The organism is Ornithinibacillus xuwenensis, assembly GCF_039614845.1.
Taxonomy (GTDB): domain Bacteria; phylum Bacillota; class Bacilli; order Bacillales; family Amphibacillaceae; genus Ornithinibacillus; species Ornithinibacillus xuwenensis.
The window spans coordinates 615,491-640,329 of the sequence record NZ_JBDIML010000001.1 but is presented as its reverse complement, the minus strand read 5'-3'; the positions used below and the strand labels follow the sequence as shown (position 1 = coordinate 640,329).

The following is a 24,839-nucleotide window of genomic DNA, read 5'->3' as shown; positions in this document are numbered from 1 at the left end:
GTAATAAGGTGATGAGATGGAAATACGAATCTTACAAAAGCATGAAGAACCTCCAATGGACTTACTATTATTAGCGGATCCATCAACTAGCTTGATTGAGAAATATATCAAGGAATCAGAATGTGTGGTTGCGTTAGTTGAAAACAAAATAATTGGAATTTGTGTACTACTACAGAAAGATGCTAGTACAGTTGAGATTGTGAATATTGCAGTTGCTGCTTATATGCAGGACCAAGGAATTGGGAAACAATTAGTTATCCATGCAAAACAGAGAGCACAGAAAAATGGATTTAAAAGGTTAGAAGTTGGAACTGGAAATTCAAGTATTAGCCAGTTAGCTTTTTATCAAAAATGTGGATTTCGGATTACAAGTATAGAGTTTGACTATTTTATAAACCATTACGCAGAAGAAATCTATGAAAATGGTATCCAGTGTAAGGATATGATTCGATTATCTCTAGAGTTAGAGTAAAAGGAAAATCCGATATTATTAAGCGGATAAGGGAGCGGATTTCATCACCATTCCCTATTTTTACTCAATTCTGAAATATGGGACAACATTATTGGGATTTTATGTTAATATGTATAATTAGAACAGAAACTATTCTTTAAATGGAATGGATGGGGGTATTCAATGGGGATATTAATTATTATTATAATTGGCTATGCACCACTGTTTTATCGTATACATAAACGGTTAAATGAACTGGAGGCAGAAAATCAATTGCTGCGAAGTGAAATTGACAACTTAAAATAACCCTATTTCTCATTTATGGTGATGAGGGTTAGGCTATTATAGAAGCGGAAATATTATTTAATAAGCGAATAGATTATTTATCAATCTAACTGGGAATAGGAACGAAGAAGCATGATTATAACAACAGCAGGTCGTACATCAATTGACTTGATATCGAAAGCAAAGAGACTGGCTTCCAGTTTTGGGTTATCATATAAGGATAGAAAAGGCGTTTCGGTGGATCGTTTAAAGGAAATATATCATGATGACATTGCGATTGTCGGCAAGGATCGTCTCGTAATATCGACTTTAGCAAATGAGACGAATTTGTTTTTTCATCCAAATTTAGCCATGATTCGAGCAAAGCGTATCTTTAAAGGTGAGGAAGAGCCATTTATAAAATCAGCGAGGTTAACGGAAGGAATGTCTGTTCTAGATTGTACGCTAGGTCTTGCCTCTGATAGTATTATTGCAAGTATAGCGGTTGGAGAGAGTGGAAGTGTTACTGGAATTGAAGGAAATCATACGTTATATTTCTTAGCAAAAGAAGGATTATCATCATTTTCAAGCGGTCATAAATTGTTTGATGAAGCGATGCGGAAAGTTAAAGTTATTCATCAAGAACATTTCACATATTTACAGCAAGCAAAATCCGATTCGATTGATGTGATTTACTTTGATCCAATGTTTGAGTCGGCTATCGAGAACTCAGACGGGATTAATGCCATTAGAAAGCAAGTGCTCACAACAGAAATTACTCCTGCTGTTATAGCGGAAGCAAAACGAGTGGCAAAGCAACGAATCATTTTAAAGGACCATTGGAAGAGTGAAAGGTTCGATAAGTTAGGATTTATACAACATAAACGAAAGACTTCGCTATTTCATTATGGAACAATTGAAATAAACGTTTGATTACAGTAATTGAAGGAATATGGGTGGAATGATGGTTAAGCGAATATATGTAGTCAGGCATTGTCAAGCGGAAGGACAGTCACCTGAAGCAAAACTAACAAAAACAGGAAAAGAACAAGCGTTTGAATTAGCTAGACTATTTGATAATCTTAGAATTGACCGTATCATATCAAGCCCATATAAACGTGCTATTCAATCTATTGATCCAATAGTTACTAAAAGAAACATAAACATTGAAACAAATAGTAATTTAACAGAACGAATATTAAGTAATAAACCCCTAGAGGATTGGTTAGTGAAACTAAAACAAACATTTGAAAACATGGCTTTAAAGCTTGAAGGTGGGGAGTCAAGCCAGGAGGCAATGAACCGAATTGTTCGGGTAGTAGAAGATGTGTTTCAAAGCACAAGTGATACTACGATAATTGTGACTCATGGAAACCTAATGGCATTATTATTAAAGTACTATGATGAAAATTTCGGATTTGAGGATTGGAGAAGCCTCAGTAATCCAGATGTATACCTCCTAAAGATGACCAGCGATGAAGTCACTTATGAACAAGTATGGATACAAACGAGATTGTAAGAATGATGCATTTTGTGACTCAGCTAGTTACATCGCTTCAAAGTAAACATATGGGATTGGCTACAAAGGGGAATAGCTTATGAATTACAACTGTAAACGATGTTTTTATTAACTCATTCCAATTCCCCGTATCCAATTGAAATTAGTTCCCTCCATGAAGATCATTTACTAAACTGGCAGCATCCTTGTCCATTTAATTTTTATTATAGTAAATACTGGCGTAAACAATATGAAGAAAATGTGTTAAACGATTCAAGTACTTTTAATCACGAAATGTTAACAGAAATAGAGGATATATAATCTGATGGACGAATAACTGGAAACACATCAGAAATCTCACGGTCCTCAAAACAAATACCACGATGATTTATAATAGTGATATGGGCAGCTAAATCAGGATAATAAAGGATGATAGATAAAATGGTCTATACGATACGACCTCAAAGGCTTATGATTATTGGTTATGTCGCAATAATTATTTTCTGGCAGATGATTACTGACTTTTTCGGTATATCGATTCTAACGATTTTATCAACTTTGCTATTGGCAATTATACTCGGTTCTTTCCGCTTTAAATTTATTATTTATGATGAGAAACTTGTACACCAAATCTTATTGTTCAACAAGTCTATTGTAAATAAAAATATTCTACCCAATCAAATCATTTCTATGAAATTACTACGAGTTGGCTGGGCTAAAAAGGGAGCAGTTATCAAAACAAAGAAAGGGTTTAATCTTAGATTAGCTGTTCTTGAACCTCTGACTGGTTATCAACAATTAGTTGGATTCGCTAATCACCATCGTATTACGATTATTAAAACGAAAGATTATCATACTCTGGAAAAAATGGATGAATCATCATCCCGATAAACCTTCAACTTTTATCCATAGCACATCCAAAGATTGGAAATCCTCAACTTCTTTGACCACCAATTAAATATTTAGCCCCAAACCTCTAGTTCATGCGTTTTCATACCCCATTACCTAGTCACAACAAGAATAATAAATAGATATCGGTCTTTTTTACTAAAGAAGGAAATTAGTAATCCAATTTATCTAAATTATGTTAACATTATATATATTAGAAAATAATCCCAATTACTAACTTCTTCTTGTGAAAAACGCTTAATTAAGTTGAAAGAAATGAGATGGGGGAAATGTATTGGATAATATTAACAAAAGGAATCGTTTGGAAGATGCTCCTTTTAGCTATCGAGTTAATAAGGATAATACGGTTTTCATAGACTATCATGGAAAACAAGTGAAAATCCTAAAAGGAAAAGAAGCAGAAAGGCTTCTTCGGAGGATTAGCTCTGCTCAGAATGATAAATCCATTCAATTACTATTGGCAAAAGTAACGGGGAACTTCAAACGTGGAAATGAGATTAAATTTAAGAATAAAAGATAGTGAGAATAACGTATTCAGAATGTAAGGAGAATGAATATGGAAATAAAAGGGGTTTCCATTAACAGAGATATTTTGAATGATTGGATTCAAAAAGCAGTTCCTAAGTATGACTTGTATTTCTTTACAGAAGAGAATAAATCACTAATAGATGCATTTGGATCTAACGCATTGGTTATGCCAGCAGATAATTTTTATCAAAATCCTTATTTTAATGAGTTTGACACTGTAAATAGTTATCGGCAATGGCAGATAACAAAAGATGTTACCATGGTGTGCATTCTACCTCCTAATCATATTTTAACGTTAAATGAAAAGATGCGCAGAGAGATTTTTGAAATACAAAAAACAGTTAACAGCGTTTAGTTTATAAATGGGATATTCTTCAATCGATTATAGATAGAATGGAATCCGAACAAATTAATGATGTACTATAGTCATTAGAATTCTATTCATTTTCAATTGAGTCTAATAGATTTATAGTACTACAATATTCATTGTGGCTAATTTTACCAACATATCTTAAATGTGAATTGCTAATGGAGATAACAAAAATATACCTTGATGAAATTGAATTAAGTAATCAAAAAATGATTGAGTTAAAGAAAATTTATCCTCATTTAGCTTCCTATTTTAATACTTTTTGGAATGCTAATGGTGCAAATTGTTTAGCTTCTACACTTGCAGCACTATCAGAGAGTGATGTTCAGATAAACTGGATTATTACAAAATGGGTTACGCAAGATAGCTTTTTTCACGGGCTAGTAAATTATCATTACGATGCTTTAGATTCTAGTTCTATTCGCAGTTTGAATCCAAAAGACGTATTGGTATGGAAGGGCGAAGAGAATGCATTACTTCACGCCACTTTCTATTTGGGAGATGGATACTTCTTTAATAAAGATGGCCAGTCGTTTATAAATCCATGGCAAATTGTAACATTAGAAAAATTGATTTCTACTTGGGGGAACGAAAACATTAGCGTATATAGAAAAACACAATTATATATATAACCTTTATTAAAATGGAGTGAGTTTGTATGACAATAGCAATCGAGAAGAGAGTAGACACAATTTTTATTCATGTTACTAACCTAAAGAAGTCTGTAAAATGGTACAGCCAATTATTTGGGTTTGAAGTATCTGAGACTGAAATAATAAGCCCCATTTATACTTTTAATATGGGGGAAGGGAGACCAGGATTAACGCTTGATGATCATAGTCTGGATGATTCGTGTAAACTGGTACCATCCAATCAACCGTTGTTTAATCTTAGCACGAGCAATATTAATGCTGCATACGAACATGTGAAAGAACTAGGTGGAGAAATAGTTACAGAGATTCAAACGTATCCTGATCTATCAGACTTTAGTTTCAAGGATCCAGATGGGAATATCTTAATGGTATGCTCATGTTTTAGTTAAACACGTTTACCATATCTTTAGCAGTAATGTCTATCCGTAATGAAAGCGTAAGGGTTATCCTGCAACAAAGTTTTTCCTTATAATTATTATCTCATCAAAGGGAGTTGAAATCGTGAATAGTAAAGAAATTTTGTTAGCACAGTTAGATGCTTGTCACGAAAATACGTGGTTTGTTTCCTTGCTAAACGCAATTGATGGTGTTAGTAAAGAACAAGCAAGTTGGAAACCAAACGGTACTTCTAACTCGATTTTCGAAATCGTAAATCACTTAATATTTTATAATGAGCGCTACTTAAATTGGTTTAAAGGAATGAAGAATGAAAGTTCTGCTGAAACAAATACCTTTGAAAACAAAGGTGCATTATCATGGTCTGAAACCGTTAAACGAATAACCCATATTATGAATGAATGGAAGCGTGTAGTTGAGCAGTCTGATCTAACTGAATCTGATAGTAAAGCAATCGAACTAGCACACCTTACAATTCATACGACATATCATACCGGTCAAATTATTTACATTAGGAAATTACATGATTCATGGGACCCAAAAAATGGTGTAAAAGGGTAAGTACAGACAACAATATCTTTAAATGGTTAAGTCGGAACACATCATAACAATTTTTTCTCAGGAGGGATACAGATTATTATACGTTTCTTAGGCTATTTGGTCTGCACAGTAACTATTGGGGGTATCATATACTGGGGAATTCAGTATCAAAATAAATTAAGAATCGAAGGAACAATGGATTTTCATTTACTTCCTTCCATTTTGTTCCTAGCTATATTCCCAGTTGTAATCGGCATATTGTTAAGGTTGCCTAAATTGATAATAGAAATTATTGAGAAAAACCCGTGGACATTTGATTGGATCAAGTTCGCAGTTGTAGGATTACCTTCCTTCTATATTGTTATCATGTCTATATTACCTTACACACCACTGGGGCAAGAGGGTATGCTTATTCCAGAAATTATCCTAATTGGCAGTCCAACAATTACGACGATAGCCGGTATCATATTTGGTTATGTCGTTTTGGATGTATTAAAAAAGTAATAAAGATGGCTTTGAAGATTTAATATGCTTTTAGAAGAAGGAGAACTTGGAATGTTAATAGAGGCTTTCAGGATGTTCAAGGGAACTGAAAAAAATAGCAAAAGGCCAATAATCAGCTGAAATACGATTAGTCGATATTATTAGACAGGAAGTACAAAAAAACAATGCATTGATACATGCATTGTTTATAAATTTGGGTCATTAATATCGTTTATTGTTTGTTTTAGGTGCTGTTCTTTATAGATTTGTTCTGATTGACTTGTGGATTTAATGCCTTGTTCTGGGTCAAAGTAACGCTTCTTCTTTTTGGCAATATAATCGAAGGTAATCGCTACTATTAATAATATCCCGAAGTTAATTAGTATGAGCATCCAAACTTGCATACATAAAACCTCCTATGCATTTATTATACACTCTTCACAGGTTCATTTGTCAAATTATTTAAAATATACAAACACATTTGAGGGTTCTTAGGATTGACACGTCTCTTTTAACGTTTCGGATATGAAAATGTTAGAGAGAGCGATGAAATAAAGGAGGAAAGATGGAAAAACGAACGGTTTTATTTTGGATATTTATTATGATACTGCTCGTGATAAATTCGTCTATTTATTCGTTTATTTTCAACTATTTTATACCATGGAGTAGCTTCAGCTCTATACTAACACTATTACTTTATTTCATAGTAATTATTCCGTTAACTGCAATTTTATCTGATAAACTAACAAAATATTTACTAATGAAGGGGCTGAAACATCATAACAATTTTAGAACCTTTATCATTACACTACTCACCATTGTTTTGATTTATTTGTGTATACATAGTATAAGCTACTATAGTGAAAAGAATTTGGAAGATGTGATCAGATATACAGCAATAGACTTTGACTTTCTAGGATTTACTGAAAATCATAATCAAGTATCCGAGAATGAAGCATATGAATGGATTACCAATGAGGGTCAAACAGTTGAGGAACTACTGAATTTCCTAGGGAGATATGATGTTAAACGGGTTAACACGGATGAAATACTAGGGAGAGATAGCTTTAGCTTTACTATTTATCATGATATTACAAATCCAACAATCGTAAGGGTTTTAAATGAGAAAGAGATTATAGTAGGTGAAGATTTTTATCAAGTAGTTAATGGAGAAATTGATATGAACTGGATAAAAGAATTTAATAAGAAATTCAAAGGCGAACTATAAACTCTCCACGCAGTTCGTTAGGTTGCAAAAAGCACAATAGCAAATTGTAAAAATTGCGTGGAGAACCCGTAAAACAATTTTAAGTACTACTTTACAGAAATCTTACCTTTATTAATGATACGAATACTAGCGATGATTGATCGACATAACAAAAGTTTTATGATAACACTGATTAATGAGTGGTACCAGGTCCATCCCTTTCGCCAAGTTATTAGCTTTGTATTTTTTTCCACTAGTGTTTCAATCAGTATTTGTGGGATGACGAAAGGAAAAAGCTTAAATAGTATTCCAAGTGGTTTACTGTTTAGAGTCCATTGATTATAGTAGAGCAGCATTAACGGATAATGTATGTAGTCAAAAGGCAAATGAATCTTTAACCGTTTAAATGGCTTCATTTTATATTTAATATATCCTTTGCTTACTAGATATTTATCAGCTCCATAGTTACCGATAGCACTAACCAAATATACAATTACCCAATCTTTAAATGACCGTTTTACAATTGCAAACGGTAATAATAATATTCCAGCTACCGTAGTTAGTATTAATAATTTATAAGGACCATAGCTCTTTTTTTTCATATTAACCACCTCCTCCTTATTTTGTATATTTTTATCTGTTTTATGTGGAGGCTTTATTAGAATTAGATAACCAGATGAATACATGTTTACTTTTAATGATTGAAATAAATATATAACGATGTGGCCATAGGGTCTGAAATGAGGAGATGTCAATTGCGTAAAAGAAAAAAGATACTGATAATATGTTTCACACTAGTTTTTATTTTTGCTGGGTTATATGCGACTACCTATATACCTAAGAACATAATTACCATTAAGTCGTCGGAGGTTACGAAGATAGAAATTTTTGATGGTAATCGTGGTGAATCCGTTACCATTACAGATGATACACAGAAGCAACATATTATTTCTAACCTTAACGAAATTAAATTTCAGAAAGGAAAACCAAGTATAGGGTACTTAGGCTATAGATTCAGATTAGAAATTTACAATGAAAACAGTGAAGTGTATAAAGAAATAATAATAAATAGTAAAAATAAAATACGGTATAAAGGGTTCTTTTATACAGATGAATTTCAACGTATTGATATTGACTATTTAGATAATCTCTTTGAGAGAACTAATGATTAAAGGTTAAGCTTATTGTGAGATAGTCATCGTTAATTTACTAAAAAAACGAAAATAGTATTGCAATTAATTACATTCTCTAGTATCTTTAAATTGTGAAATGATTCACATAAAGGTATGCGATAAGAGAATGTAAGACAATTAGTAATATTGAAACGTTATTTTTTAAAATTAATATGTGAAATTATTCACAAAATCTGATTACAGCTATTGGGGGTTCCAGTAATGAATTTAACATTAGGTAATAAAATTGTATTAGTGGGAAATGGAGCAGTTGGTTCAAGCTATTCCTATGCATTATTAAATCAAGGTATATGTGATGATTTAATAATTGTAGATCTAAATGAAGAAAAAGCAAAAGGGGACGTAATGGATTTAAACCATGGTATTGCCTATGCACCAACTGCCATGAAAATTAGCTATGGTTCATTTGAAGATTGTAAGGATGCAGCACTTGTTGTGATTTGTGCGGGCGCAGCACAAAAACCTGGAGAAACAAGACTAGATCTTGTCAATAAGAATATTCACATCTTCAAATCCATTGTTAATCGTATTATGGATTCTGGATTTAATGGTATTTTCATCGTTGCAACAAATCCTGTCGATATACTATCTTATGCAACTTGGAAATTCTCTGGCTTACCAAAAGAAAGAGTAATCGGTTCTGGAACCGTATTGGACTCTGCAAGATTCAAATATTTATTAGGTGAGGAATTTGATACTGCAGCGGTAAGTGTTCATGGGTATATTATTGGAGAACATGGTGACTCACAATTACCTGTTTGGAGTTCTGCAAATATCGCAGGTACACCAATATCAAATAGATTATCAGATGAGCGAAAAGAAGAAATAGCTTTCCATGTTCGTGATGCAGCATATGAAGTGATCAATGCAAAAGGTGCTACGTATTACGGTATTGCAATGGGGTTAGTAAGAATAACAAAAGCAATTTTACGAAATGAAAATGTTGTATTACCAGTAGGGACATTGTTAGAAGGTGAATACGGATATCATGATGTATATATTGGCATTCCAGCTGTAATAGATAGATCTGGAGTTAAGAGTATTGTTGAGTTAACATTAACTGATGAGGAGAAGAGCAAGCTAGCTAAATCTGTACAAACATTAAAAGACATTCAGGATTCTAACAAATTCATCTAAAGGAGCGGATATATTGCTAGTTTAAACATTAACCCATTTGATAATCTTGCTATTTCAGCATTAGTAGTAAAAGCCCTCATTTTTTATAGCCAGGGTACAATAGACAAATTCCTTATAAGCTCTGTCATACAAAGTATGATTACCGCATCAAACTTTTGCAAAAGTTCAAGGAAATTTATATTAATATGAAAGTAAAATACTACCAGTAGCAGCAATCCCTATATGTAGGGTATAAATTATAGGTATAATATTACTAAAGTGAAGTAAAATTTTTTAACCGTTAAGAATGTAATTGCTAATCTACTTCTAATAAAGAACATAGAAATAAATGGTCTTTGATTAATAGAAATACATTTTATAGGAGTGAATTATGAAATGGATATGAACGAACGCAGAACTTGGAATGATAATCATAAGAAATTAAAGCAAATACTCGTTAGACCAGAAGCTCATAATGAAGTTATTCAGTTATTTCTATCCCATCACTTATTACTGCATGCTTCGTCTATAAGTCAAACAAATTACACTACACTTGAGGATAAATTGCTTAAAGGCTTGCATGAAAGATTGTTTAGACAATACCCAGTACCCAATCCTGATACCAACAATTCAATTGCATGGCATTTATGGCATATAGCTCGTATTGAAGATATGACGATGAATGTTTTAGTGTCAGATAGAAATCAAGTATTATTTTCTGAAGACTGGCTTACGAAAATGAATGTTCCGCTTACTCATTCTGGAAATGACATGCAGGAAGAGGAAATTGCCGATTTAAGTAGAAATATTGATATTAATTCCTTATTAGCCTATAGAGCAGCAGTTGGGAGGAGAACAAGAGAAATCATCACTTCATTGAAGCCAGGTCAATTTATAATGAAGATTAATGCGGATAGGATTAGACGATTATTTGAAGAAAATGCTGTTATGGAAAAATCAAAGTGGTTGGCTGATTATTGGAGTAAAAAGAATATTGCTGGATTAATCTTGATGCCTGCCACAAGGCATAATTTCTTACATTTAAACAAAAGTATCCGCATTAAAGAAAGACTTCAAAAGAAGCTAGATTAATAGAAAAATAAAAGGAAATTTAACCAGAAAATAAATTAACGAATTAGAAATAAGCAAGAAAATACTGATTGCAGCTCTTTAGTTGGTTGATAACATAAAATTCCATTATTAACATAAGTTCTAAATATCTATGTTAGAATAATATAACTGTTTAATTTTCTTCCTCAGATTATACTACCGTAAGTGGCGGAAGAACAGATGCACGAATTACTATTTCCATCTATTCATGAACAATACCACTAAGGATTACACCACAAGCTAAACCTACATATAGTTACCTCTTGTTTGGAAATAGTTCAGAAGACAGTACTTTTGTTAGCAAGAAATAAAATAAGTTAATTGGGGTTGATAGATGTGGAAGAAACTCGTATGAATAACAAAGATAACGAATTAGTAGATATCGCATTACAAAAATATGATTTGCAGGTTAAATCTGTATCGTTCCTTATTGAGGAGACAAACGACTTCTACAAAGTAGAGGATCATCAACAAAATTTATATGTACTTAAAGTGTATCAAGAAGAGTCTAGTTCAATAGATGATAATTTAGTAGAAGTGTTTTTTCTAAAATATTTAACGGAGAATAGTGATTTATTGATTCCTACTATGATCCAAGCAAAGGATGGAAAATACATTCAACAAATTGTAACTCCTAACCATTCGAAGCCAAGACGCGTTGCCTTATTTTCATGGCTAGAAGGAGAGGACTTACATAATAATGAAACGGAAAGTCTATTTATCAAGTTGGGAGAACTAACAGCAAAACTACATCAAACTATGAAAGGCGTATCTATCCCTCCTAATATCTCACCTAAAAAGTGGAACAAAGTATTTTTTTATGCTGGTGAAGAAGCAGTTTACCGAAATGAAAATTATGAAAGTATTCTTTCACAGGAGTACTTTGACTTAATGGATAAGATCATTCCATTTTTAGATGAAGCCTTGTCGAATTATTATAAAGAAAATGAGAATCAGCTCCTATTAATTCATGCTGATCTAAATCCATGGAATATTAAGGTTTTACGAGATGAATTAAGAATACTGGATTTTGAGGATGCATTACTTGGTTTGCCAGTTCATGATATTGCAATAATGCTATATTACTATGATTACGAAGAAGATTTTAACCTCAAAGAAGTAAAAAACTTGTTCTTAAAAGGCTACGAAATGGTTTGTCCACCACCTTCGTTTACAGATTATGATTTGGATTTATTAATGACAGCTAGAAGAGTTAATTTTATGAACTACATTCTTCTAGTCAGCGATGAGCCTCAAAGCTTTATTGAAAAGAGTATTCCGCGCGTAAAAGATTTTATAAGACGATATAATATTGTATTAGATTAATAGCCCTGATGAATTAGAAAATTACCTTTTCATATTGATAGAAAAAATTCAGACTGGAACGAACAGTTACCATTTATTGATTGGGATTCCGTTAAAAATGGGGTATCAATTTCACCTGTGTTAAATCGAGTGGTTTGAATATGACTTGATTAATGAAAGGGAAATCCATAAGGCGATGATACAATTCGCCTTTTTTTGCTGTTTTTACATAAGGTGTTGGAAAATTATGATAGTATTTAAAATTACTGATATTATTAAACTAGGTAAACTTAGCTGTAGGAAAAATTAGGCATGGAAAAGGAAGGGATACTAAAGGAACATGTTAGGAAAGAGGGACGATATGAAGACCTCGTTTATTATGGAATTCTAAGCAACTAATAATACTCTTACATAGGGAAGGGGAAAATTCAAAGGATGAATATCCCAATAGAAATTAATCATGTTCTAGAAAAATATTTTGAAAACATGGAATCGAAATTACCTAAATTGCTTGATTCTTATTATATATATGGTTCGACATCACTAGGAGAATATAACCGTGGGATTAGTGATATTGATTTTGTAGCGATATTAGTTCACGATGCTTCAGAACAAGAAGTGAATTCGCTACTAGAAATTCACAGGAGCATGCAAAAGCAGTTTCCTAAATTGATTCTAGATGGTATTTATATTATTGCTGATGGAAGTGATTCCTTCAGCGGAAATAAAACCCTTCGTTTTAATGAAGGAGAGTTTCATGGATACGGAAAATTTAATAATCACTCAATTGATGCCTTTCAATTAAAGACATATGGTATCCGAATAAAAGGGAAAGAAAATGAAAGTCTGACTTTCGATGTTGATTGGGAAATCTTACTACGTAATATGAGAAATAATCTAAATACATATTGGGTTAATTGGTTAAATGGGTGTAAGAAGACATTATCACGCCAATATTTAAGCTTATTTGTTAGTTTAGATACGTTAGAGTGGGGGGTGTTGGGAGTATCGAGACTCTACTATACATTCAAAGAAAAAGATATCACATCTAAAGTAGGTGCAGGAGAATATGCATTAAAAAATGTACCACAAAGGTGGCATAAGATAATTCAAGAGTCTTTAAGATTACGAAAAGGCAATAAGAAGTCGCATTACATTTCCATATTCAAAAGGCGAAAGGATGCCCTAGACTATATTGATTATTTGATACGAGAGTGTAACTCGTTATTTAAATAAGCCTTTGATACAGAATACTGTCCAAAACAAATGGGGGAATTTTAGTTGGATAAGATCGATCATATTGAATTAAAACATTTTACACCGGAATATATAGATAAATTACATACTTTCAAACTACCAGAAGAACAAGCCAAATTCACTTCTTTACCTAGTAATTATATGGAGGTAGCAACCGGACAGTTTAGGGTTGTTATTTTATGCGGAAATGATCCGGTTGGATTCTTTCTATTGCATAATACGAATCGCGTGAACGATTACACAGATAACCCAAAAGCTATGCTATTAACTTCATTGTCCATTAATCATAATCAGCAAGGTAAAGGCTATGCAAAAAAAGCAATGAGTTATTTGGATAAGTTTGTCGCAACAGAGTTTCCAACCTGTAATGAAATCGTATTAGCAGTAAATCACAAAAATACTCCAGCACAAGACTTGTATGTAAAGGTTGGATTTCAGGATACAGGAAGAAGAAAAATCGGAGCTATTGGTGAGCAATTCATTCTTAGTAAACGATTGAAATAGCTTTACTTATAGGAATATTTTCAGGTTATAGTCAAATGAAAAAATGAGGAGTAATCAGAATGAATATTAGACTAGCTGAAGTAAAAGACATAAAACAATTAATTCAAATGAGATGGGACTTTACTATTGAACATGATGAAAGTAAGAAAGAAGCATCGTTCAATGATTTTGCCTCGGAATGTCAGGCTTTTTTAGAAAATGCCCTTAAAGGAAATCAATGGTTCATTTGGGTAGCAGAAGAAAAAGAACGAGTGGTATCACATATTTTTATTGAGTTGATCTATAAGGTACCTCGCCCGGGCAGAAAGACATATCCATTTACTTACATGACTAATGTCTATACCATCCCAGAATATAGAAATAAGGGTATTGGTAGTAAATTATTAAGCTCAATCAATAAATGGATTAAGGAAAATAATTATGAGTTTGTGATTGTATGGGCAAGTGACGAGTCTGTCAACTACTATAAGAAGAATGGGTATATTCCGTGTACGGAGCCAATGGAATATTTCCCATCATAATTAAAGTTTCTTTGAATTTGAAATTCTAAAGTCTTGTGTATTACATTCAATTAGTATAGAATCAATTATAGACATCAAAGGTCTTTAATATGTATAAAGGAGCACGGTAATGAAATATTCTAGAGCTACTAATTATGCCTTGCACACAATGGTATATTTAACTTTAACGTCAAAAGGAAAGTCAGTAGGAGTTGAACAATTAGCAAGCATTCAAGACCTCTCACCGACGTATCTATCAAAAATATTAACAAAACTTGTAAAAGCAGGATTGATTGAATCTACTCCAGGTGTAAAGGGAGGATACAGTATTGCGAAAAAAGCTAGCGAAATTTCCTTTTTAGATGTTATTCACGCCATTGAAGGAAAAACTACTTTATTCAGTTGTTCACTGGAACATGAAAACTTTCATAATGAAGACTGTCTAATAGAAAATGTGATGATTGACGCAGAAAAAGAGATGACAGATCAATTAGCAAATCAATATATTATGGATATTGCAAAGGAAATTGAATTAACAAAAAAACAAAAAAGCTGTGATTAAAAACAAATTTTTTTACTCCTATTATAGATATTAAGAGTCTTTAATGTACTTGATAAAGAGAGGAAGATTACATGTTATACGATTGTGTCATTATTGGTGGAGGTCCATCTGGTTTAAATGCTGCACTTGTACTTGGAAGAGCAAAGAAAAATGTTCTGTTATTTGATGAAGATAAACCGCGGAATGCTGTAACTTATGAATCCCATGGTTTTATCACAAGAGACCGTATTAAGCCCTCAGAATTTAAGCAAATTGCTAAAGAAGAATTAAAAAGGTACCCAAATATAACCATACACCATGAACGAGTAATTGATATTTCGAAAGAAAGACATTTTATAGCGATTCATACCAATAATGGACAATTATATCGTTCAAGAAAGGTGATATTATCGACAGGTCTTACAGATGTTCTTCCTGATATAGAAGGAATTCATAACTATTATGGTAAGAGTTTATTTAGTTGTCCATTTTGTGATGGTTGGGAATTAAAAGATCTACCATTATTAGTTATCTCAGAGGATGAGCGTGCTTTTCACATGACAAAAATGATCTCAAACTGGAGTAGTAATCTTGTTGTATGTACAAATGGGAAATCTTTATTCTCAATAGAGCAGAAGGAGTTAATCACAAATAAGAATATAACAATTATGGAAGAAGAAATTGAAACATTTTTGGGTCAGGATGGATTACTACAAAAGGTTAGGTTTAAAAACGGAAAAGAGATTACAAGGCAAGGTGGATTTGTCACGACTGGTTTGAGACAGGCATCTACATTACCCGAAAAATTAGGTTGCGCTATGAATAAGATGGGTGGAATTGAAGTTGATAGTTTTGGACGAACCAATATAGAAGGGGTTTATGCTTGTGGTGATAATACGATGCAAGTACCTGCCCAATTAATTATTGCTGCGGCAGATGGTAGTAAAACTGCAGCTGCAGTAGTAGGTGATTTCGTTCAAGAAGAATTTTAATGACCAAAAGCAAAAGGGGAATATAAATGGAGAAAAAACGATTTAAAAAAATAGTTAAATTTCTTGAAAATCCAAATAAAAGAGGCGACATACCACCAGAGCAACTTCTACAATTAATACCTATTAAAAAAGATGATAACATATTAGATTTAGGAGCTGGTTCAGGCTATATTACTATTCCAGCAGCTAAGTATGTAGAAGGGGTAGTTTATGCATTAGATATAAATTCTACAATGCTTGAAATAATTAAATCGAAGGCAAAACAAGAAAACATAGGAAATTTAGTAACGCTGGAAGCAAGCATTGACAATATTCCACTAGAAAATAGTACAATAGACATTTCACTAGCTTCCTTTGTATTACATGAGGTTATGGAATTGTCTATAGCACTCGAGAAAATTAATCAAGTGTTAAAGAAAAATGGACATTTCGTTTGTGTTGAATTCGAAAAGAATGAACCCTATGAAGAACCGCACCCTAGAATTTCCTCTACAACTATGGAGCAAGAGATATTGAAGGCAGGATTTCATGTCATAGAAAAAATATTTCCAACAAAAGGTGTGTACATTATCATTGCTAAAAAATAACTCTAATTATGCTAGTGAATGATTTTCAAAATAAAAAAGTTAACCATAAATTTGTGGACGTATAAGAAGACTTTCTAAATCAGAAAGTCTTTTTTTTTTATATAAAATCATTATAAATTGGAATATTATGATAAAAATAATATATAAAAAAGTTTCGTTCTACATCGTAACATTTTTTTAATAAAATGGGGGAGTATATGATCTGATGCCTAAAAAAAGAATCCTAGTTTTTTCTCTAAGTATATTATTTATAATTCTAGTAATGACTTGGTTTTATCCTTATTCATTCTTTAGTATTAAAAAAAGCTATCTATATAATCCTGATTCAGTAGTGGTTAATCAATATGTTAGGGACATAACCAATTTTAAAGAAGTAGTTGAACAAGATTTAAGTGAAAATACTTCGGAAAATCCAATAGATTTAACCGTAGATAAAACCCGCTCTGTGCTACCAATTTTAGAACAAGATTGGTTAGTTAGTAAGAAGCCTGTTCCAATGAATAAACAGGATTTAAGTACCATGTTATTTGAAGTTGAAAATGCCAGAGACACATTACTAAACCTTGTTGCTGACCAAGAATATTCTAGTGAATCGAGAGAGTATTTAGTAGCTACTATAGGTAGTCTGTTGCGAGTTGAGAAATCCATTACCGATCTTATAAATGAGACAGCAGCATCCAGGAAAGCATTGAGAATAAAATTTAACAACTTAAAAGGAGAGATCATGAAATCATTTATGTTATATGAATCATTTTATGAATGGTCCCAAGAAGAAATCAATTAGTAGGTTGGATTGTTCGTTCGTTAATTTCGTCGGATAAATTAACTTCATATTCAATTTCTAGCAAATTGTTTTGCTACTCTTGCCACAATTCTCGTTATTATTATCCGAATATTATGTTAGTATAAATCATAGGCAATAAAGTAACTGGAAATTATGGGTATAAGGATGGTTTAACTATGAAAATTTGTAAAACAATTATTCTACTATTGATTATATTGTTGGTTTCAGGTTGTGTATTTATAGGCATGGTACGTATTGAGGGAGATAGTCAGCATTGGAAAGGTGAAATAACCTATAAAATCAGTGATACTGTAGAGAATGGGGAAGGCTACATTGAATATTTAGGTGATGAACAATTAGTAAGTATTGAATATGTAATAAAATTCCCAGAAATTTTTACTATAGGACACTCAGGGTCCATGGAAAATATAAATCAGGATGACACAATCTTTAGTATAGGGATTTTGAATCCCCCTCACGAGGATGTTGATACCTTCCGAAATAATGTGGATGATATATCAATTACCGTAAAGTGGGAAACTGTCAGCGGAAATGTATTTGAGGAGAATATTGATTTAGAACAAAAGTAAATCTGTTATTAATAAAACATGAAGTGAGTGGAGGGTAATAATTGCAGTATTTCATAGGAATCGTACCATCTGAAGAATATAGCATGAAAATTATAGCATTCCGCAACAAGTGGACAAATAATTCCATTCATGATGTCGTAGAGCCACATATAACATTAAAAGCTCAAGGCGGATTAACTTTCAAACGAGCTAAACCTTCTACATAATTATATCGTAAAAAAAGTAGACCCACCTATTGAATTGGTAAATAAATATTTTGAATTAGAACGTTTTGTACCTCATATGACTTTAGGTAAAACGAGCTATGGGCTAAACCAAATAGATCTAGCAAACATGGCCAAGCTAGCTGAGATAGAATTGTTTCCATTTCCGACATTTAACGTAAATTTTGTAAGAGTATATCGAGAGAGCTCTCCAAACAAATATATAAAGTATTTAGATATCCCTCTAAAATCATGAATAAGTTTTTAGGAGGTTTTGAGGATTGCAAAGGTGTAACAACTGCAATAGAAAATTTAAATTGACGAAGAATTTGTTTTTGGTTCAATAATTACTTTATTCTTTTGGGCGATCGACGAGATTCTGATGAGAATACTTAAAAAGTGATAGACTAAAAATCACAAATGGAGGCCTGGTGAACTGATGTAAAAAATACATCCCGGTTATAATATAAAATGAAAATAGCATTTACTAAGACTTTTAGACAGAAAAATCGTTATACCCTCTACCTCATAATTAGAAGGAGATAGGAAAATGAAACCTAAAAAACTATTAATCATTACGAGCATAGTTTTTGTAATTGTTTTAATTTTAGCATTTGGAACTCTTAAACAAGCTTCTGTACATAATTTCCCTATACCAATTAATGCAAAGGTAGATGAGGAACGTTCAAATAATCATATTATCTATAGTTATATTGGAATTAATAGTATATATGTTAATCAGGTAAAGTTATTTGGGTGGAAAGAAATAGATAGATTAGGCTCTAAACGGATATTTGAAAAAGATGGAAAAAGGGTTGCGGTTACAACATTTAAAGAAGGATTTCACATCTCAGCTACCGAAGGGCAATAGGAGTATTACTCGGATAGGAACTATTGAATAGATACTTAATATATAATTACTTTGTTATGTTACATATTTAACCATTACTATTCTTTTTCCTAATCATTTCAAAAGGAGGGAGAAGAAATGTCAGGAAATATTCTTATTAAAGAAATGACGTTTCAATATATGTCAATGATCGACCCACTATTTAACAAGGTGAATCTTAATATCAATGAAAATTGGAAGTTAGGACTTCTTGGACGTAACGGAAGAGGGAAAACAACATTTTTTAAAATTCTTTTAAATCAATTGGAATACGAAGGTACCATTCAATCTGCGCTTAATTTCAAGTACTTTCCATTATATCCAAGTGTTCAAGAGGATCTAACCGCTTTAGAAATATTACGAAAACATAATCCGAATATAGAAATCTGGCAAATTGAGCGTGAGCTAGCTTTTATGGAATTAAGTCAGGACTTATTATATAAAAGCTTTCATAATTTGAGTGGAGGGGAACAAACAAAGCTGCTACTTATTGAGCTGTTTTTGGATGATAGTTCATTCCCATTAATCGATGAACCGACGAATAACTTGGATTTACATGGAAGGCAAATTGTCGGTAAATACTTACAAAATAAGAATGGCTTTATCGTAATTAGCCATGACGAGTCTTTTTTGAATCAATTTGTCGACCATATACTAGCAATCAATAAGGAATCAATTGATCTTATTTCTGGCAATGTTGATACTTGGAAATATGAAAAAGCAAATGCAGATGAATTCGCGCAGGAAAAGAACTCAAAGCTTAAAGCAGAGATTAATAGACTTCATGATGTTTCAAGACAGGTTGGAAAATGGGGATTAAAAAGAGAAAATAGTACAAAAGATGCGGCTGAAAGGCGATTAGCTGCGAAACAAATGAAGCGAGCAAAAGCTATTAAGAAAAGAACAGAAGAAATGATTGAAGAAAAAAGAAATCTACTACAAAATTCCGAGAATATAGTAGAACTAAATATGAAAGTTGAACAACCTAGAAAGTCGGTCTTATTCTTCCGAAACTTTACTATTTTACGAGAAGGCAGACCACTCTTTGAACCTATCGATATTGATATGTATCCAAATGATCGCTTCTTTATTGAAGGGAAAAATGGTGCTGGTAAAACCACTTTATTAAATTTCATACTTGGAAAGGAAAAGCTAGAGACAACTGGAGCCTATCACATAAACCTTCCTGAGAAACTATCTATCATGAACCAGAACAAGCAAATGGAAATCAGTTATAAATCCTTTTTAAATGGTTTTTCTTCCAAAGAAAAAGAAGAATATTGGCATCTTCTACATCAATTAGGTATCAAACGTTCAAGATTTTCTGATTTATCATCGAATAATTGGAGTGCAGGTGAACAGAAAATAGCATTATTAGCACAGTCATTATTAGGGGAAAAAGCTTTATTGGTTTGGGATGAAGTGACCAACTACTTGGATATGATGGTAATAAATCAGTTGATAGATGCCATTAAAGGGAATCTTCCAACCATGATTGGAGTTGATCATAATGAAAATTACGTTAATGAAATCGCTACCAATAAGATAAAATTGATACCATATTAAATCTAGTATAACTAAATTTGCTAGAATAACTACAAAAACTCACGAGATGGAATATAATGGAACTAACGAAGTGATAAAAATAATCATGATACTCATTATAGCTTGTTCTTTAGTATTTATCGGTTTTCAGATTAAAAGATTAATTGAAGCATTAGAAAATGTAGCACTAGAGTTAAGTTACATACGGGGGAACCTTTAATTTTTTTTATTAATGAAATTGCAAGATAATATTTCGTTTGCCAATACTATTTGTTGATTAAGTTAGTATTTTTCAAGCAAATGGAAAAGGAGTTATACTTATGAAAAAAACCTATGTTATATTTGCAAGTGTTATTGTGTTTATTGCTGCAATTTACTTGCTAAGTTACAAACAAATCAACGTGAAGCATTCAAGTGCTAGTGTGATTTCAAATGCTGATACTATGCAGCACAAAGAAGAAATGAAGAAAGAAAGTACTGTGTCCGACAAGGTACCCGTTGGAATTGATTGGCAAAACGAAATCGAAGAATTAGCTAAAAACAACTCAAATATTATGCCAGTATCTGAGTATGATTCAGTAGATGAATATATTAATAGTTATGTAGCATCATTAAACCGTGAGAACAAAGAGCAAGTTGGATTAACTGATAAATATACATACGAATTACATATTACAACAACAGCACAAGAATATGCTAAGCATTTTTTAGAGCTAACAGATTCTCAAATCGAACAAGAGAAATTAAAACAAATTGTAGAAATCACCAATGTAGTGTTTGAAAAGATGAAGGAGAACCAATTAGACGATACAACACTAGAAAGTGCATTTAACGAATTACGAGATACTATGAACAGATACTAAGATCATTTGAAGTAAGGAAAATTACTTCTATAACAAACTTACTATGATAATAATAGATTTCGATTATACATGTACAAATAGATTGTTTAGTTAATAGGAATAAGTAATAATATTCCTTCTACTAAGAATGCAATACTTATAAAACATAGGAGGAATTTATATGGAATACGTGATGGAGCTAAGGAAATTAGTCGGGAATAGACCTTTAATTTTACCTGGGTCAGTAGTGTTAGTAATAAATGAACAAAATGAATTGCTGTTACAACACAGAATCGATGGAAGCTGGGGGTTGCCCGGTGGTTTAATGGAATTAGGTGAAAGCTTAGAGGATACGGCTAAGAGAGAAGTTAAAGAGGAGACAGGACTTGATATTGCAAAACTAGAGTTACTTGATGTTTTCTCTGGCAGTGACTATTATTTGAAGTTGCATAATGGAGATGAATTATATTCAGTAACAGCTGTTTATGTTGCGCATGAATCAACAGGTAAGATTAAAATGGATAAAACAGAGTCTATTGATTTGCAATATGTAAGTCTAGATGATTTACCCGAAGGTTTAACGTTGGCAAATCGTAAGTATATTGAAGCTTATGTGAATAAAGTTATCTTAGCAAGCAAATGAAAGTGTAAAATTTAACCCCGAATCGTAACTCTTATTGATTGGTACGATTCGGGGTTAGGCATATGTTGGCGTCGTTAGAAAACTCGTAATTACTATTAATTGTATTTCATGATTCAAATAACGTATGAAACTAATTAATTGCATGTAAGCTTTCCAAGTAGAATCTTATATATCAGCGGGATTAATATTTTCAATATTCGAATCAGCTATATCCGGATCTGCCACGTTTGGTGAACTTAATGGATTATTCGTATTTATCCAATATCCTGTGTTTAGACTGCCTGCGCCTGTTACGACCTTACTAGTAGATGTGGGTGCAACATAAAAAGTATCCCCTGTAATGACTTGCCCTTCATTACTATTAATAAATATTGGTCCAATCAAATAACTAGGCATGTAACCTCTCCTTTTTTCAACTGGATAACCTTGTTGGAATGTATTACCCTTTACACCTATAATATGGATTCCAAAATCAGTTTGAAATGTACAATTGTCCTCGTAACTGATATTTAGGTAGATGTCCAATGTTCTTTTAATATACATATAATGCTTAACAACGGACTCATTGGTAAATGATTTATAACTTCTTGCTAAAAATAGAGCTTAATAAATGGATTATTAATTATAATAATAATATCGTTGGAAAAATATGTTAATATAATGGTATTAGGAGTCTAAGTACACACGTTATAAAAGTTCATTTCGATTTTTAACGTTATGACTAAATTAAGTATCTCGAAAGATTAGGGTGATGATAATGGATCCTTTCAACGAAATAAAGAGTCATTTAATTGATGGTAAATTGATTATTAAGAGAGAAGATGGTTATGTAGAAGAAGAAAGCTTTACTTTTTATGCACCAGCCTCTGAAACCGAAAGTAAACTTCTACCTTCATTTGCACCAATCGAGCTTCTATCCTTTTTGAAGTTACATAATGGGGCAGATCTATATGTTAGTCCGAAATATAGTGGCGGTACACATTTATTTTCCGTTAAAGAGATTTTACACTATAGTAAAGAATGGGAGTGTCCTGACAATTTCTTACCAATTGGCATTGGTTTAGATGGGCTTAGAATAGTTTGTCAATGCTATCTTGAGAAGGTTGAGAACTTCATTTGGGTAGGCGAATTTATTGACTTTGAGGATGATTACCATAATTTAAATATGAATTACAAAACGTGGTTGGAGCGATATGTCGCTGCACAGGGCGATCCTTTTTGGGAAAAGTAAATTGATATTGTAACAAGTAGATTGGATGGTTAATAGGTTATGAATCAAAATTCCAACAAAATTAGTTTCGAATATGAATTTATCCGGAATAAAGAAAACATTTCGAATAAGCTTAGAAAAGATGTTCCATCTATACTCTCAGTGGATGCATTATTTACCATTTATATTAATGAAGAACGATATTTTCAAGCAGAAATAGCTATACTAGAATTCTACAAATCACTATATAAATGGAAGCAAGAAGTTTCAATAGATAATATTTCTGCGTTTCATTATTACACGATTGAGTATGATGATTATGAAGATGGTGCCCTTATTTCTGTGATACCATTTTCGGATAAGGCGATTGTGAAATCAATTTGGGCTGAATTGGATATTTATAATTCGTTTGATCTTCATTATGTTGTAAAAGAGCTCGAAGTACTAGAAAAGAGGTTAAGAGAAGATATAGAAGAATACTATGAGATTACACTTGAAAAATTTATGAAACATATTCCGTATAGCCATTAAAGCTCAAAACTCATGAGGAATCAATGGAGGTAAGAACTTGAAAGTAGATATTAGAAGTTTTAGCGAAAAACAAATTCAAGCATGGGAATTGATGAGGCTATATCGAAATGCTGGTTGGTGGGAGGAAAGAGGTGAGCAGGATATTGACAGCATGTTAACTCGGGAAATATCGGTTGGCGCCTGGAAAGGAAATCTTCTAATAGGTTTTGCTAGAGCTATTACTGACGGTAAATATAGAGGCTATGTTGAAGATGTTGTGATACATCGTGATTACCATAAATCTGGTATTGGTAAGAAAGTGGTATCGAAGCTGTTGCAAGAACTTTCACATATTGATGTAATTAGCTTATTTTGCGACAAGGACTTAATTCCATTCTATGAGAAAAACAACAATTTTAAACATAGCAAATCCCAGTATGTTATGCACAGAAAATAGTATATATATAATATAAATTGATAGAGGTGGTTTTTAATGAAAAATAAAAAGTCACCAAGTGTTATTGCCATTGCTGGCGTATCCGGTGGTGGGAAAACAACAATAGCAAACAGACTAAGCGATAGATTACCTAATTCTAGTGTGTTATTTTTTGATAACTATGATTTTGAAGGTCCTAATGACATGATTGGTTGGGTTGACAGGGGATCTGTTTATGAAGAATGGAATCTAAGTCCATTAATCATTGATTTAGAGGGTCTATTACAAGACAATTTTGACTATATTGTATTAGATTATCCCTTTTCTTATAATCATTCCCAGCTACGTTCGTATATTGACTTTACTGTTTTCATTGATACTCCTTTAGATATTGCGATGGCTCGTCGTATTTTAAGAGATTTTCACAATAGTTCTACCGAGATAATAATGAAGGAAATGGATAACTACCTATTACAAGGTAGGAGGGGGTATCTAGAGATGCTAAAAACTATCAAACCTAATTCAGAACTTATTGTAGATGGATCACAAGCAGTGGCTACTCTTGTTGAAGAAATATACCATAAAACTATTAATGGAAAAATTTAGTTATTTGATGAAATTGGAGAAGTTTGATTATTACCTTGTATAAATTTGAATTAATTATTCGGTTACGATATGTCAAGATATAAGACAAAATATATTAAACACGGTGATCAGTAGCTTGTTCGCTTTTTCTGTATAACCCTACTCGTTACAAGTATTAAAATAATTTATACAAAAATG

At 32.3% G+C, this 24,839-nt stretch carries 36 protein-coding genes; 33 read left to right on the top strand and 3 right to left on the bottom strand.

Annotation, left to right across the window (positions count from 1 at the left end; translation table 11 throughout):
• Nucleotides 1-16: 16 nt before the first annotated feature.
• From ABC228_RS03845 to ABC228_RS03795, 11 genes are all read left to right on the top strand, one after another.
• Nucleotides 17-472 (top strand): GNAT family N-acetyltransferase, encoded by a 456-nt coding sequence (locus tag ABC228_RS03845; protein WP_345823761.1) that lies wholly within the window; start codon nt 17-19, stop codon nt 470-472.
• A 162-nt stretch (nt 473-634) separates the two neighbouring features.
• On the top strand, nt 635-757 hold the full coding sequence (locus tag ABC228_RS03840) for a hypothetical protein (RefSeq protein ID WP_345823760.1): 123 nt from the start codon (nt 635-637) through the stop codon (nt 755-757).
• Nucleotides 758-868: 111 nt separating this feature from the next.
• Nucleotides 869-1,648, top strand: a complete 780-nt coding sequence (locus ABC228_RS03835) for a class I SAM-dependent methyltransferase (protein WP_345823759.1) — start codon at nt 869-871, stop codon at nt 1,646-1,648.
• A 28-nt stretch (nt 1,649-1,676) separates the two neighbouring features.
• Nucleotides 1,677-2,234 carry a histidine phosphatase family protein gene (locus ABC228_RS03830; RefSeq protein ID WP_345823758.1) on the top strand — a complete coding sequence of 186 codons (558 nt, stop codon included), beginning with the start codon at nt 1,677-1,679 and terminating at the stop codon, nt 2,232-2,234.
• Between the two features lie 408 nt (nt 2,235-2,642).
• On the top strand, nt 2,643-3,104 hold the full coding sequence (locus ABC228_RS03825; protein ID WP_345823757.1) for a hypothetical protein: 462 nt from the start codon (nt 2,643-2,645) through the stop codon (nt 3,102-3,104).
• A gap of 292 nt (nt 3,105-3,396) precedes the next feature.
• Nucleotides 3,397-3,642, top strand: coding sequence for a hypothetical protein (locus tag ABC228_RS03820; protein WP_345823756.1), 246 nt, complete (start codon nt 3,397-3,399; stop codon nt 3,640-3,642).
• A gap of 36 nt (nt 3,643-3,678) precedes the next feature.
• Entirely contained in the window at nt 3,679-4,005 is a 327-nt protein-coding gene (locus ABC228_RS03815) for a hypothetical protein (RefSeq protein ID WP_345823755.1), read from the top strand.
• A 173-nt stretch (nt 4,006-4,178) separates the two neighbouring features.
• Nucleotides 4,179-4,652, top strand: coding sequence for a hypothetical protein (locus ABC228_RS03810; RefSeq protein ID WP_345823754.1), 474 nt, complete (start codon nt 4,179-4,181; stop codon nt 4,650-4,652).
• 26 nt (nt 4,653-4,678) lie between these two features.
• Entirely contained in the window at nt 4,679-5,062 is a 384-nt protein-coding gene (locus ABC228_RS03805) for a VOC family protein (RefSeq protein ID WP_345823753.1), read from the top strand.
• A gap of 112 nt (nt 5,063-5,174) precedes the next feature.
• Complete coding sequence (locus ABC228_RS03800; protein WP_345823752.1) at nt 5,175-5,630, top strand: DinB family protein; 456 nt, start codon at nt 5,175-5,177, stop codon at nt 5,628-5,630.
• A 255-nt stretch (nt 5,631-5,885) separates the two neighbouring features.
• Complete coding sequence (locus ABC228_RS03795; RefSeq protein ID WP_345823751.1) at nt 5,886-6,113, top strand: hypothetical protein; 228 nt, start codon at nt 5,886-5,888, stop codon at nt 6,111-6,113.
• A 185-nt stretch (nt 6,114-6,298) separates the two neighbouring features.
• Here the strand turns inward: ABC228_RS03795 and ABC228_RS03790 are convergent, their stop codons facing one another.
• Nucleotides 6,299-6,496, bottom strand: a complete 198-nt coding sequence (locus ABC228_RS03790) for a hypothetical protein (protein ID WP_345823750.1) — start codon at nt 6,494-6,496, stop codon at nt 6,299-6,301.
• Between the two features lie 161 nt (nt 6,497-6,657).
• Between ABC228_RS03790 and ABC228_RS03785 the strand changes: the two genes are divergently transcribed.
• The gene (locus ABC228_RS03785; protein WP_345823749.1) at nt 6,658-7,320 is read left to right on the top strand and encodes a hypothetical protein; all 663 of its coding nucleotides are present in this window, start codon (nt 6,658-6,660) and stop codon (nt 7,318-7,320) included.
• Between the two features lie 86 nt (nt 7,321-7,406).
• Here ABC228_RS03785 and ABC228_RS03780 read toward each other — a convergent pair whose 3' ends face one another.
• Nucleotides 7,407-7,901, bottom strand: coding sequence for a CBO0543 family protein (locus ABC228_RS03780; RefSeq protein ID WP_345823748.1), 495 nt, complete (start codon nt 7,899-7,901; stop codon nt 7,407-7,409).
• Between the two features lie 153 nt (nt 7,902-8,054).
• On the opposite strand from ABC228_RS03780, the gene ABC228_RS03775 reads away from it, so the two are divergent.
• The 17 genes from ABC228_RS03775 to ABC228_RS03695 all read left to right on the top strand — a co-directional run bounded on the left by ABC228_RS03775 (nt 8,055) and on the right by ABC228_RS03695 (nt 21,900).
• The gene (locus tag ABC228_RS03775; RefSeq protein WP_345823747.1) at nt 8,055-8,471 is read left to right on the top strand and encodes a hypothetical protein; all 417 of its coding nucleotides are present in this window, start codon (nt 8,055-8,057) and stop codon (nt 8,469-8,471) included.
• Nucleotides 8,472-8,693: 222 nt separating this feature from the next.
• A complete protein-coding gene (locus tag ABC228_RS03770; RefSeq protein WP_345823746.1) occupies nt 8,694-9,629 on the top strand; it encodes an L-lactate dehydrogenase in 936 nt (311 codons plus the stop codon).
• 375 nt (nt 9,630-10,004) lie between these two features.
• Complete coding sequence (locus tag ABC228_RS03765) at nt 10,005-10,700, top strand: DinB family protein (RefSeq protein ID WP_345823745.1); 696 nt, start codon at nt 10,005-10,007, stop codon at nt 10,698-10,700.
• A gap of 369 nt (nt 10,701-11,069) precedes the next feature.
• Nucleotides 11,070-12,044, top strand: a complete 975-nt coding sequence (locus ABC228_RS03760) for a phosphotransferase enzyme family protein (protein WP_345823744.1) — start codon at nt 11,070-11,072, stop codon at nt 12,042-12,044.
• A gap of 414 nt (nt 12,045-12,458) precedes the next feature.
• Complete coding sequence (locus tag ABC228_RS03755; protein ID WP_345823743.1) at nt 12,459-13,259, top strand: aminoglycoside adenylyltransferase domain-containing protein; 801 nt, start codon at nt 12,459-12,461, stop codon at nt 13,257-13,259.
• A 45-nt stretch (nt 13,260-13,304) separates the two neighbouring features.
• Nucleotides 13,305-13,784, top strand: coding sequence for a GNAT family N-acetyltransferase (locus tag ABC228_RS03750; protein ID WP_345823742.1), 480 nt, complete (start codon nt 13,305-13,307; stop codon nt 13,782-13,784).
• A 59-nt stretch (nt 13,785-13,843) separates the two neighbouring features.
• A complete protein-coding gene (locus ABC228_RS03745; RefSeq protein WP_345823741.1) occupies nt 13,844-14,305 on the top strand; it encodes a GNAT family N-acetyltransferase in 462 nt (153 codons plus the stop codon).
• 109 nt (nt 14,306-14,414) lie between these two features.
• Nucleotides 14,415-14,846 (top strand): Rrf2 family transcriptional regulator, encoded by a 432-nt coding sequence (locus tag ABC228_RS03740; protein ID WP_345823740.1) that lies wholly within the window; start codon nt 14,415-14,417, stop codon nt 14,844-14,846.
• A 71-nt stretch (nt 14,847-14,917) separates the two neighbouring features.
• Nucleotides 14,918-15,817, top strand: coding sequence for an NAD(P)/FAD-dependent oxidoreductase (locus ABC228_RS03735; RefSeq protein ID WP_345823739.1), 900 nt, complete (start codon nt 14,918-14,920; stop codon nt 15,815-15,817).
• A gap of 26 nt (nt 15,818-15,843) precedes the next feature.
• Nucleotides 15,844-16,404, top strand: a complete 561-nt coding sequence (locus tag ABC228_RS03730) for a class I SAM-dependent methyltransferase (RefSeq protein WP_345823738.1) — start codon at nt 15,844-15,846, stop codon at nt 16,402-16,404.
• 205 nt (nt 16,405-16,609) lie between these two features.
• A complete protein-coding gene (locus ABC228_RS03725; protein WP_345823737.1) occupies nt 16,610-17,188 on the top strand; it encodes a hypothetical protein in 579 nt (192 codons plus the stop codon).
• 176 nt (nt 17,189-17,364) lie between these two features.
• A complete protein-coding gene (locus ABC228_RS03720) occupies nt 17,365-17,778 on the top strand; it encodes a hypothetical protein (RefSeq protein ID WP_345823736.1) in 414 nt (137 codons plus the stop codon).
• Nucleotides 17,779-17,819: 41 nt separating this feature from the next.
• Entirely contained in the window at nt 17,820-17,984 is a 165-nt protein-coding gene (locus ABC228_RS03715; RefSeq protein WP_345823735.1) for a hypothetical protein, read from the top strand.
• A 547-nt stretch (nt 17,985-18,531) separates the two neighbouring features.
• Nucleotides 18,532-18,852 (top strand): hypothetical protein, encoded by a 321-nt coding sequence (locus ABC228_RS03710; RefSeq protein WP_345823734.1) that lies wholly within the window; start codon nt 18,532-18,534, stop codon nt 18,850-18,852.
• 117 nt (nt 18,853-18,969) lie between these two features.
• On the top strand, nt 18,970-20,436 hold the full coding sequence (locus tag ABC228_RS03705) for an ATP-binding cassette domain-containing protein (RefSeq protein ID WP_345823733.1): 1,467 nt from the start codon (nt 18,970-18,972) through the stop codon (nt 20,434-20,436).
• A 299-nt stretch (nt 20,437-20,735) separates the two neighbouring features.
• A complete protein-coding gene (locus tag ABC228_RS03700; protein ID WP_345823732.1) occupies nt 20,736-21,278 on the top strand; it encodes a hypothetical protein in 543 nt (180 codons plus the stop codon).
• Between the two features lie 160 nt (nt 21,279-21,438).
• Nucleotides 21,439-21,900 (top strand): NUDIX hydrolase, encoded by a 462-nt coding sequence (locus tag ABC228_RS03695; RefSeq protein ID WP_345823731.1) that lies wholly within the window; start codon nt 21,439-21,441, stop codon nt 21,898-21,900.
• A gap of 165 nt (nt 21,901-22,065) precedes the next feature.
• On the opposite strand, the gene ABC228_RS03690 is transcribed toward ABC228_RS03695, so the two are convergent.
• Nucleotides 22,066-22,296: a spore germination protein gene (locus tag ABC228_RS03690; protein WP_345823730.1), complete on the bottom strand. Its 231-nt coding sequence runs from the start codon at nt 22,294-22,296 to the stop codon at nt 22,066-22,068.
• A 361-nt stretch (nt 22,297-22,657) separates the two neighbouring features.
• Between ABC228_RS03690 and ABC228_RS03685 the strand changes: the two genes are divergently transcribed.
• The 4 genes from ABC228_RS03685 to ABC228_RS03670 are packed head-to-tail and all read left to right on the top strand — an operon-like array spanning nt 22,658 to nt 24,662.
• A complete protein-coding gene (locus ABC228_RS03685) occupies nt 22,658-23,131 on the top strand; it encodes an SMI1/KNR4 family protein (protein WP_345823729.1) in 474 nt (157 codons plus the stop codon).
• A gap of 39 nt (nt 23,132-23,170) precedes the next feature.
• Nucleotides 23,171-23,641 carry a DUF7878 domain-containing protein gene (locus ABC228_RS03680; RefSeq protein WP_345823728.1) on the top strand — a complete coding sequence of 157 codons (471 nt, stop codon included), beginning with the start codon at nt 23,171-23,173 and terminating at the stop codon, nt 23,639-23,641.
• 37 nt (nt 23,642-23,678) lie between these two features.
• A complete protein-coding gene (locus tag ABC228_RS03675; protein WP_345823727.1) occupies nt 23,679-24,077 on the top strand; it encodes a GNAT family N-acetyltransferase in 399 nt (132 codons plus the stop codon).
• Between the two features lie 36 nt (nt 24,078-24,113).
• Nucleotides 24,114-24,662 (top strand): nucleoside/nucleotide kinase family protein, encoded by a 549-nt coding sequence (locus ABC228_RS03670; RefSeq protein ID WP_345823726.1) that lies wholly within the window; start codon nt 24,114-24,116, stop codon nt 24,660-24,662.
• Nucleotides 24,663-24,839: the final 177 nt, after the last annotated feature.

What these genes read in the sequence shown, in the direction of transcription:
- ABC228_RS03785 (WP_345823749.1), top strand. Translation starts at nt 6,658, where the DNA reads ATGGAAAAACGAACGGTTTTATTTTGGATATTTATTATGATACTGCTC.
- ABC228_RS03725 (WP_345823737.1), top strand. Translation starts at nt 16,610, where the DNA reads ATGCCTAAAAAAAGAATCCTAGTTTTTTCTCTAAGTATATTATTTATA.
- ABC228_RS03810 (WP_345823754.1), top strand. Translation starts at nt 4,179, where the DNA reads ATGGAGATAACAAAAATATACCTTGATGAAATTGAATTAAGTAATCAA.
- ABC228_RS03835 (WP_345823759.1), top strand. Translation starts at nt 869, where the DNA reads ATGATTATAACAACAGCAGGTCGTACATCAATTGACTTGATATCGAAA.
- ABC228_RS03780 (WP_345823748.1), bottom strand. Translation starts at nt 7,901, where the DNA reads ATGAAAAAAAAGAGCTATGGTCCTTATAAATTATTAATACTAACTACG.
- ABC228_RS03730 (WP_345823738.1), top strand. Translation starts at nt 15,844, where the DNA reads ATGGAGAAAAAACGATTTAAAAAAATAGTTAAATTTCTTGAAAATCCA.
- ABC228_RS03710 (WP_345823734.1), top strand. Translation starts at nt 18,532, where the DNA reads ATGAAACCTAAAAAACTATTAATCATTACGAGCATAGTTTTTGTAATT.
- ABC228_RS03805 (WP_345823753.1), top strand. Translation starts at nt 4,679, where the DNA reads ATGACAATAGCAATCGAGAAGAGAGTAGACACAATTTTTATTCATGTT.
- ABC228_RS03790 (WP_345823750.1), bottom strand. Translation starts at nt 6,496, where the DNA reads ATGCAAGTTTGGATGCTCATACTAATTAACTTCGGGATATTATTAATA.
- ABC228_RS03720 (WP_345823736.1), top strand. Translation starts at nt 17,365, where the DNA reads ATGAAAATTTGTAAAACAATTATTCTACTATTGATTATATTGTTGGTT.
- ABC228_RS03840 (WP_345823760.1), top strand. Translation starts at nt 635, where the DNA reads ATGGGGATATTAATTATTATTATAATTGGCTATGCACCACTGTTTTAT.
- ABC228_RS03845 (WP_345823761.1), top strand. Translation starts at nt 17, where the DNA reads ATGGAAATACGAATCTTACAAAAGCATGAAGAACCTCCAATGGACTTA.
- ABC228_RS03705 (WP_345823733.1), top strand. Translation starts at nt 18,970, where the DNA reads ATGTCAGGAAATATTCTTATTAAAGAAATGACGTTTCAATATATGTCA.
- ABC228_RS03770 (WP_345823746.1), top strand. Translation starts at nt 8,694, where the DNA reads ATGAATTTAACATTAGGTAATAAAATTGTATTAGTGGGAAATGGAGCA.
- ABC228_RS03830 (WP_345823758.1), top strand. Translation starts at nt 1,677, where the DNA reads ATGATGGTTAAGCGAATATATGTAGTCAGGCATTGTCAAGCGGAAGGA.
- ABC228_RS03815 (WP_345823755.1), top strand. Translation starts at nt 3,679, where the DNA reads ATGGAAATAAAAGGGGTTTCCATTAACAGAGATATTTTGAATGATTGG.
- ABC228_RS03685 (WP_345823729.1), top strand. Translation starts at nt 22,658, where the DNA reads ATGGATCCTTTCAACGAAATAAAGAGTCATTTAATTGATGGTAAATTG.
- ABC228_RS03760 (WP_345823744.1), top strand. Translation starts at nt 11,070, where the DNA reads ATGAATAACAAAGATAACGAATTAGTAGATATCGCATTACAAAAATAT.
- ABC228_RS03765 (WP_345823745.1), top strand. Translation starts at nt 10,005, where the DNA reads ATGGATATGAACGAACGCAGAACTTGGAATGATAATCATAAGAAATTA.
- ABC228_RS03680 (WP_345823728.1), top strand. Translation starts at nt 23,171, where the DNA reads ATGAATCAAAATTCCAACAAAATTAGTTTCGAATATGAATTTATCCGG.
- ABC228_RS03695 (WP_345823731.1), top strand. Translation starts at nt 21,439, where the DNA reads ATGGAATACGTGATGGAGCTAAGGAAATTAGTCGGGAATAGACCTTTA.
- ABC228_RS03740 (WP_345823740.1), top strand. Translation starts at nt 14,415, where the DNA reads ATGAAATATTCTAGAGCTACTAATTATGCCTTGCACACAATGGTATAT.
- ABC228_RS03690 (WP_345823730.1), bottom strand. Translation starts at nt 22,296, where the DNA reads ATGCCTAGTTATTTGATTGGACCAATATTTATTAATAGTAATGAAGGG.
- ABC228_RS03700 (WP_345823732.1), top strand. Translation starts at nt 20,736, where the DNA reads ATGAAAAAAACCTATGTTATATTTGCAAGTGTTATTGTGTTTATTGCT.
- ABC228_RS03745 (WP_345823741.1), top strand. Translation starts at nt 13,844, where the DNA reads ATGAATATTAGACTAGCTGAAGTAAAAGACATAAAACAATTAATTCAA.
- ABC228_RS03670 (WP_345823726.1), top strand. Translation starts at nt 24,114, where the DNA reads ATGAAAAATAAAAAGTCACCAAGTGTTATTGCCATTGCTGGCGTATCC.
- ABC228_RS03755 (WP_345823743.1), top strand. Translation starts at nt 12,459, where the DNA reads ATGAATATCCCAATAGAAATTAATCATGTTCTAGAAAAATATTTTGAA.
- ABC228_RS03825 (WP_345823757.1), top strand. Translation starts at nt 2,643, where the DNA reads ATGATAGATAAAATGGTCTATACGATACGACCTCAAAGGCTTATGATT.
- ABC228_RS03735 (WP_345823739.1), top strand. Translation starts at nt 14,918, where the DNA reads ATGTTATACGATTGTGTCATTATTGGTGGAGGTCCATCTGGTTTAAAT.